The following is a 6,654-nucleotide window of genomic DNA, read 5'->3' on the forward strand; positions in this document are numbered from 1 at the left end:
ACCCACCGACATCGCAGAGAGGTAGACACATGTCGTTGTGGTCTCCGAAAGGACAGCCCCGGCCTGCCCGGGACCCCCGCACCATCGACGTACTGGTGGTCGGCGGCACCTGGAATCCCGGTGGTGACGGTGTCACCGGCGCGTTCACCGAGGCACTGAACAAGTCGATGTTCGCGACCAGAATGGTTCCGTACCCCGCCGACTACGGGTCGTCGGTGAGTTACGTCGAAAGTGTCGCCGAAGGTAAGCGCGCCCTGCTCGCGGCGATCGACCGGTCGCCGAACCCGGTTGTCCTGGCGGGCTACTCGCAGGGCGCCGCGGTCGCCGGTGACTTGGCCGCGGAGATCGGACGCGGTGAACACCCGGGGCGCGAAGTGATCGCTTGCGCCCTCATCGCCGACCCACGTCGACCTGCGGGCAAGTACCTCGGTGACATCGATCCCGGCGGCTACGGCGTGGTCGGCGAGCGGCCGATCCCCGGCATCCCGGCCTACTGGTCGGCAGCTCCCGGCGACCCGATCACCGCGTTGCCAGCCGGTAACCCACTGCGAACAATCGCCGACCTGAGCGCGTTCTTCAGCTTCGCCGGCGCGAACGCCGCGATCACCTGGGCACAGCAAATGCTCAACACCGCGACGCGAAAGCAGTTGCAGCGTTGGTGGTCACCCGCGAACTGGCGGCACTGGGCAGGCGCGATCGCCTATGCCCGCGGCTACCTCTTCGACGGCCGCCACACCGAAGACTACGTCCGCTACGGCTACGCCCGCGCCCTGGCGCAGGCACTGAACCGCGATGTCGCCGAAGGCCGCATCTGACACCGCGAGACCTGTGAAAAGGAGTCCCTACATGCGAATCAGTAAGGTGCCCGAGCCCGCGCTGATCCGGTCCGTTCTCGTCGCCGTCACCGGTGTGATCGCGTACCTCATCGGCCGCGACGTCGACGCCGCGTGGGTCGAAACATTGCTCACCCTGTACGGATTGGCCACGCCCGTGATCGCCGGGGCGGTGATCAGACCCGCGGTGACGCCGGTATCGGGATCGGTGGGTGAATCGCATGGCCTCGTGGCTGAGTCCTGAATTCGTCCAAGCCATCGGGGTGGCCGTAGCCACCGTGATCGGAGCGGTGACGGCCTGGCAGGCCCGCGAAGTCGCCAAGCTGCGCGAGCGGGTGGTCGCGCTGGAAGAGCAGGCGGTCAACGACCAGCAGCGATTCCGTGACGCGATCCGCCTGATCCGCGCACTACAGCGCCACATCGACGAACTGCTCGGCTTCCTGCGCCTGCATGTTCCCGGCCAGGACCCCCCGGTGGCGCGATACGCGATCCCACCCACCCTCCAAGAAGAAATCTGACGGCACCACGCGGTGCCGTTCCTGAACCGCATGCGGTCGGCCCCCGGAGAACACTCGATACGGTGCGGGTTTCGAGCCCGCCGCATGCCGCGCCCCTGATGCGCCCGTCTCCCGCAGGTGGAACGCGGTCGAGACGCCGTCGCCGCGTCAGGAGCGCAGGTCCCGCCCTCGGCGCTTCCCCTCGTCGCGAGGGCGGGACCACCAAACCCTCACTCACCCAAGGAGTTCGCCATGAGTTGGACAGGCGACCCGGTATGGCTGGCCGATGTGCTGCGCGACGCCGGGCTCAACGTCATCGAACACGAAGGCTGGCGCGACCGAGGCCACGGCGACTTCCGTGACCTGCGCGGCGTCCTGTGCCACCACACCGCGGGCGGCGGCAAGAACGACTGGCGCATCGTCCAGAACGGCCGCGCCGACCTCCCCGGCCCCCTGGCCCAGCTGGTCCTCGAACGCGACGGCACCTTCCGGGTGGTCGCGGCGGGCGTCTGCTGGCACGCCGGCCGCGGCTCCTGGCCCGGCTGGCCTACCAACAACGCCAACTACCACGTGATCGGCATCGAAGCCGTCTCACGCGGCGACGGAACCGACTGGACCACAGCACAACTCGACGCCTACAAGCGCGGCTGCGCAGCCATCCTGGCCCGCATCGGCCGAGACGCCGAGGACTGCGTGGCCCACCGTGAGTACTCGCACGAAGGAAAAATCGACCCCGCCGGTATCGACATGGACGAATTCCGCCGTGACGTACAGGCCTTCATCGACGGAAAGGACGCGCCGATGAGCGCAGCCGAAGTCAACCAGATCCAAGATTTCATCGCCGCCTTCTGTGGGCCCATCAGCACCGATGTCAAAGACATTCGTGAGCAGCTGTGCGGCAGCCAGCAGCGCGATGCGGGCATGTTCGGCGGCTGGGAACAACTCGACGGCATGACCGTCGTAGACGCCCTGGCCGACGTACTGGACCGCCTGAAGGCCCTCGAAACGCCCGAACCCGAGGGGAGGTGACTTCCATGCTTCCCGTCGTCCTCGAACTGCTCGAACTGGCCATGCTGCTCGCCCCGGTGATCCTGCCGCTGCTCGGCCTGTCCTGACTCCATAACCGCAATCCACACAAGCCCGGCCGGCTAGGCACGGGCTTTTTTCATGCCCAAAGCTCGGGAGGCTGCACCACATGTCCGGCAAGGAAATCATCGGCTCGGTCGACTTCGGCACCAACGAAGCACCGGCACCGGAATATGTCCAGACCGAATCCGGACAGCTGGTCACTCCCGACTTTCTGGCATTCCTCAAGCAGGCCATGTCCGGCCAGCTCGCCGAGCCCGACCACGACGACGAACTCGACCCGCAGGTCCGCGGCCTGGCAGAGGAACTTTCGGTCATCCATCTCCCCGAGTGGACCAGCCCCGTCGGCCGCAAGCTGGCCGAACCGACCGTCACCTCGATCAAACAGGCAACTCGCGTCGCCGAGTACCTGATCAAGCGTGGCGTGCGCGTGCACCCGGAACTCGAAGAGATCCGGTGGGTCCCGACCCCCTCGGGCGCCCCCGGCGCCTTCGACACCGGCGCCCACATCACCCCCGACGCCGAAGGCAATTGGCCCACACCTGATGCCGAGGAGTTCTACGACTTCGACGAGATCTCGGTGAAACAGGTGGAGGGGAGTGCGTGGTACGCGACGCATCCCCGCGGGATCGCTTGTGAGGGGAAGACGAAGTCGGAGGCGTACGCGGCAATGGTCGCGGAGCTGCGCCGCCGGATCGACGATGCCTCGGGCGGGTCCCTGATTTGAGTACGGCCATTCACTAGTCAGCCAAACGCATTCTAGCGGTGCGGCTATACGCATTCTCCAGGAGGCACCGCAGTGTCGATACCAGCATACGACCCCCGATCATTTCAGCAGTGGGTCGGCACTTTAACGCCGGCGGGTTCGGAAAAGCAGGATCGACGTGCACCGCGTGTAGTCGACTTCAATGGAATGACAGCAGCAGCATCAGCGCGTGCGTACGAGCGAATGCTGCGCGCAAAAAGCATGGAAACCCGTGCAGACCAGAACATTTCCACCGCGCAGCCAATAGACGACCGAGTCAAGGACACCAAACTACCGAACATTCCGGGAGTCCTCGGACCGTACGCCGAACTGGGCACCCCATCACAAGAGCTGGTCACCGATACACCGGATCCCGCCGAACAACCGGGTCCGTCGTCGCCTCGATCGACCTCGCCCGAGACATCACAACCGGCGCCCGCTCAATCACAGTCGTCGGCAACGAATCCATCACAAGCGACACTATCACCGGATCAGTCGACCGGCCCCCGCCAACTGACCAGTCCAAGTCATCGGAACCCAGCCGTCCGGATGGGCTCTCTGACCCCGAACTCAAAGCGAAACTGCCGCTTGTCGCACAACTGGCCACGGGCCAAGAGGTGCCCGGGGCGGTGCTGGACAACCAAAGCGGCGGTTCCGCGGGGCCATTCAATCCAACGATGGCGATGGTCTGGTTTCCGAGCAGCACAATTGAGCAGGAACCGACGGTTGTAGACGGCGTCCCGGCGATACAGACCAGCGTCCAAACGCCTGGTCTGGCGGAGACCGTGGTCACCGAACCGTTGATCGGCTCGGCAACCCTTACCACGACGTTGCCAGGAAAGTCGACAGGCCCAGGGCTGACTACGGCCGGATTTGACGGGATGCCCGCAGGCTCAGGAATCCTTGCTAGCGGTCCATACGAAGAAAACCTTGCGTGGCAAGGCCCGCCGTTGAACTCGACCGGTGCGCTGGTAACAGGCGGCACATTAGTTGGCGCTGGCGCCGCGTTCAGCACTCTGACAATCACCGAGACTGGGCTGTTGATCACTGGCGGAACTTTGGCCACAGTAGTTTCGTGGCCGTTGGTACTGGCCAGCATCGCGGGCGTTGGCGTCGTGGCTGGGACGGTTTGGCTCTTCTCGCAGGATCCACCCGAAGGGGAAGAACGCTCAAAAGGAGCGCAGCCGGGCTCAGTCCCTAAGCCACCACCGGCGCCAACTCCTCCCAAGCCGGTCCCGGAACTGTATTTTCCTCCGGTCATCCCCGAGACGCCCACCCTCCCTGCGTTACCGGATGAACCCATTCCGGAGCCGGTCTTCCCATCTACTGAGCTACCAGCCATCCCTGGTCGAGTGGCTGATCCCACAGCGAGCACCACTCCATGGGAACCGCATGCCCCACCTGCACTCGATCCCTTCGATGTTGGGTCGGACGGCGTGGACGATCCAACGGCACTCCCCGACCCGACACAGATCAGTCCCGTACCGCCACAGCGTGAGCCGGTTGGACCCGTTACGCAAACCCCCCCATATGCGGCGGATCAAACGGGCGCAAGCGCCGAAGCGAATAATCCGACGGCCGCCGATGCCGGAAACAGCGTCAGCGATACGGGTGGATCGAGCGGGGAAGAGCCAGTAACAAGATCAGACGCGGAACCCTTCGAGGGTTCCGAGGCGGCTGAGCGTGAAATCCTAGTTGAAACACTGGTGAAGTTTAGCGGTGATTCGACACCACCGGCGCCCAGGGTTGATCTGACGCCGTACATGCGTGCGGCCCTAGCATTGGCAACGGATGAAGAGCTGTTGGCTGTGCAGACGTTGATCGGACAGTGGGGCGAGGACGCACAATTGCTCCTCGCTCAGTACGGGCTGAAGGGTGTTAAGAAGACTGAGGGATACATTGGGACAGAAAATGTTGCTGATCGACTATATGAGAGCTTGAACAACCTAGACGAAGTGCGATACCGTGGTTATCCCTATCTGTTCGAGTCCAGGGAACAGTATGAAGCGCTGAAGGTGGATGTATTGGAGTTGGCTCGTCGATATGGCGTTGATCCGAACGATGTGATATTCAGGGTGCAGGGCGGCTCTGTCCATAATCCGGATACGGGTGATGTCGATATTGCCTTGGTTGTAGACTCTGAAACTTTCGAGAGGTATGCGACGCAGTTTCTGGACAACTCGGATATATTGCGTATCCAGAAGGCGATCAAGAAAGATGCTGCAAAAGGGAAGTTTGCATATTACCGTTGGGCCCCACGAGAGCCGCTCGCTCGTCCAGTCGGTGTGATTCTCCACGATACGTTGCCTGGGGCGGATAAGAAGATTCAACTCTCAATGGTGGAAGAAGGTGGACCCTTTGACTTTGGCCCCTATCTATGAGCCCAGCCGTATCGATGATCTGGAATGGCTTGTATGGGATCGCACCACGCTGGATTTCGTGAGCGCGGGGCGCGATGAACCTAAGGCGAATCCTCGTCGCTCGCTTGCAGCGAGTATAGCCGGAATAGTCGTCCAGCGCGTCGACATCGTCGACAATCGTCTCGCTGTCGTTCGTTATTTCGAGGTTGACTGCATTGAGCATGTAGTCGCATGGCATGAACTCAACTATCCGAATGTGCGGTCGGTAGTGTGGCGCATGTTCGACAAGCGTGGGGATGGTTGTTGCCGACGCGGTATCGATATCAGTATCGAGCCCGCCTGGGTGCAGAATAGAATCCAATATCTCGATCCGCGCGGTGAGGTTGTTGCGGAAGATTGGCATTCTGACGATGGGGAATTGATTGAAAGGCGGGAGTACGAGTACGGGGAGGATAGCGAGTTGAGCGCAACGCTAATCTATGGCCCGGGCAAAGTTCTGGTCGATAGGTACGAGGAAGACTAGCGAATCCAGGCCGAATACGGAGTGGTTGCCTGGCTAGATTTATGAGGCCTGGACGTTGGTGACGCCGGCGTGGAGTCGGCTGGCTGGTGGCCGGTTTCCGGCAGCCGAGTGTGGTCGATGATAGTTGTAGTGGATGTTCCAGATCTGCAGCGCCTGCAGGCGCTGCAGATCTGAAGTCCATTCACGGGCATAGAGGAATTCCTCGGCGAGTATCCGGTTGTAGCGCTCGACCTTGCCGTTGTGGCGCGGCGTGTAGGGCGTGATCCGCTGATGGCGGGCGCCGAGAAGCACCTTCGCGAAGTCGCGGGCCCTGTAGCAGGCACCGTTGTCAGTGACGATCCGTTCGATGCCGGCGATGCCGGCGATGCCGTGAGCAGCGGAGAACGCCCGGGCCCGGAACACGAAACCGATTGCCGTGACTGCCTTCTCGTCAGGCAAGGCTTCGGTGTAGGCCAGCCTCGAGTAGCCATCGAGGGCGGTGTGAAGGAATACATAACCAGGCCGGGAACGTTTGTTCGCCGCGCGTGCGGCTTTGTCCTGGGCCGATCCTCTGCCATGGACACGCCACCCACCGCCGTCGGGGATCCTTCCGACCTTCTTGATGTCGATA

Annotated in this window: 8 protein-coding genes; 7 read left to right on the forward strand and 1 reads right to left on the reverse strand. The window is 62.7% G+C overall.

Features of this window, described 5'->3' with window-relative positions; genetic code table 11:
- Positions 1-29 precede the first annotated feature (29 nt).
- The 7 genes from ACFO5K_RS08140 (at position 30) to ACFO5K_RS08170 (ending at position 6,044) form a co-directional block, all read left to right on the forward strand.
- Complete coding sequence (locus tag ACFO5K_RS08140) at positions 30-815, forward strand: alpha/beta fold hydrolase (protein ID WP_378558249.1); 786 nt, start codon at positions 30-32, stop codon at positions 813-815.
- A gap of 31 nt (positions 816-846) precedes the next feature.
- Positions 847-1,077, forward strand: coding sequence for a hypothetical protein (locus tag ACFO5K_RS08145; RefSeq protein WP_378558252.1), 231 nt, complete (start codon positions 847-849; stop codon positions 1,075-1,077).
- Positions 1,055-1,351: a hypothetical protein gene (locus ACFO5K_RS08150; protein WP_378558255.1), complete on the forward strand. Its 297-nt coding sequence runs from the start codon at positions 1,055-1,057 to the stop codon at positions 1,349-1,351. The genes ACFO5K_RS08145 and ACFO5K_RS08150 overlap by 23 nt, the downstream gene beginning before the upstream one ends.
- Positions 1,352-1,582: 231 nt before the next feature.
- Positions 1,583-2,359: a peptidoglycan recognition protein family protein gene (locus ACFO5K_RS08155; RefSeq protein ID WP_378558258.1), complete on the forward strand. Its 777-nt coding sequence runs from the start codon at positions 1,583-1,585 to the stop codon at positions 2,357-2,359.
- 166 nt (positions 2,360-2,525) lie between these two features.
- Complete coding sequence (locus tag ACFO5K_RS08160; protein ID WP_378558261.1) at positions 2,526-3,143, forward strand: hypothetical protein; 618 nt, start codon at positions 2,526-2,528, stop codon at positions 3,141-3,143.
- 647 nt (positions 3,144-3,790) lie between these two features.
- Positions 3,791-5,542 (forward strand): hypothetical protein, encoded by a 1,752-nt coding sequence (locus ACFO5K_RS08165; protein ID WP_378558264.1) that lies wholly within the window; start codon positions 3,791-3,793, stop codon positions 5,540-5,542.
- Positions 5,520-6,044: a hypothetical protein gene (locus ACFO5K_RS08170; RefSeq protein ID WP_378558267.1), complete on the forward strand. Its 525-nt coding sequence runs from the start codon at positions 5,520-5,522 to the stop codon at positions 6,042-6,044. Before ACFO5K_RS08165 ends, ACFO5K_RS08170 begins: the two co-directional genes overlap by 23 nt.
- Before the next feature lie 39 nt (positions 6,045-6,083).
- Here the strand turns inward: ACFO5K_RS08170 and ACFO5K_RS08175 are convergent.
- On the reverse strand, positions 6,084-6,654 hold a 571-nt coding region (locus tag ACFO5K_RS08175; protein ID WP_378558270.1), incomplete at its 5' end, for an integrase core domain-containing protein.

Origin of the sequence: Nocardia halotolerans (genome assembly GCF_042650145.1) — a bacterium.
Classification (GTDB): domain Bacteria; phylum Actinomycetota; class Actinomycetes; order Mycobacteriales; family Mycobacteriaceae; genus Nocardia; species Nocardia halotolerans.

Bases quoted from the DNA above. Each gene is read 5' to 3' on its own strand.
- ACFO5K_RS08140 (WP_378558249.1), top strand. From the start codon at position 30: ATGTCGTTGTGGTCTCCGAAAGGACAGCCCCGGCCTGCCCGGGACCCC.
- ACFO5K_RS08145 (WP_378558252.1), top strand. From the start codon at position 847: ATGCGAATCAGTAAGGTGCCCGAGCCCGCGCTGATCCGGTCCGTTCTC.
- ACFO5K_RS08150 (WP_378558255.1), top strand. From the start codon at position 1,055: ATGGCCTCGTGGCTGAGTCCTGAATTCGTCCAAGCCATCGGGGTGGCC.
- ACFO5K_RS08155 (WP_378558258.1), top strand. From the start codon at position 1,583: ATGAGTTGGACAGGCGACCCGGTATGGCTGGCCGATGTGCTGCGCGAC.
- ACFO5K_RS08160 (WP_378558261.1), top strand. From the start codon at position 2,526: ATGTCCGGCAAGGAAATCATCGGCTCGGTCGACTTCGGCACCAACGAA.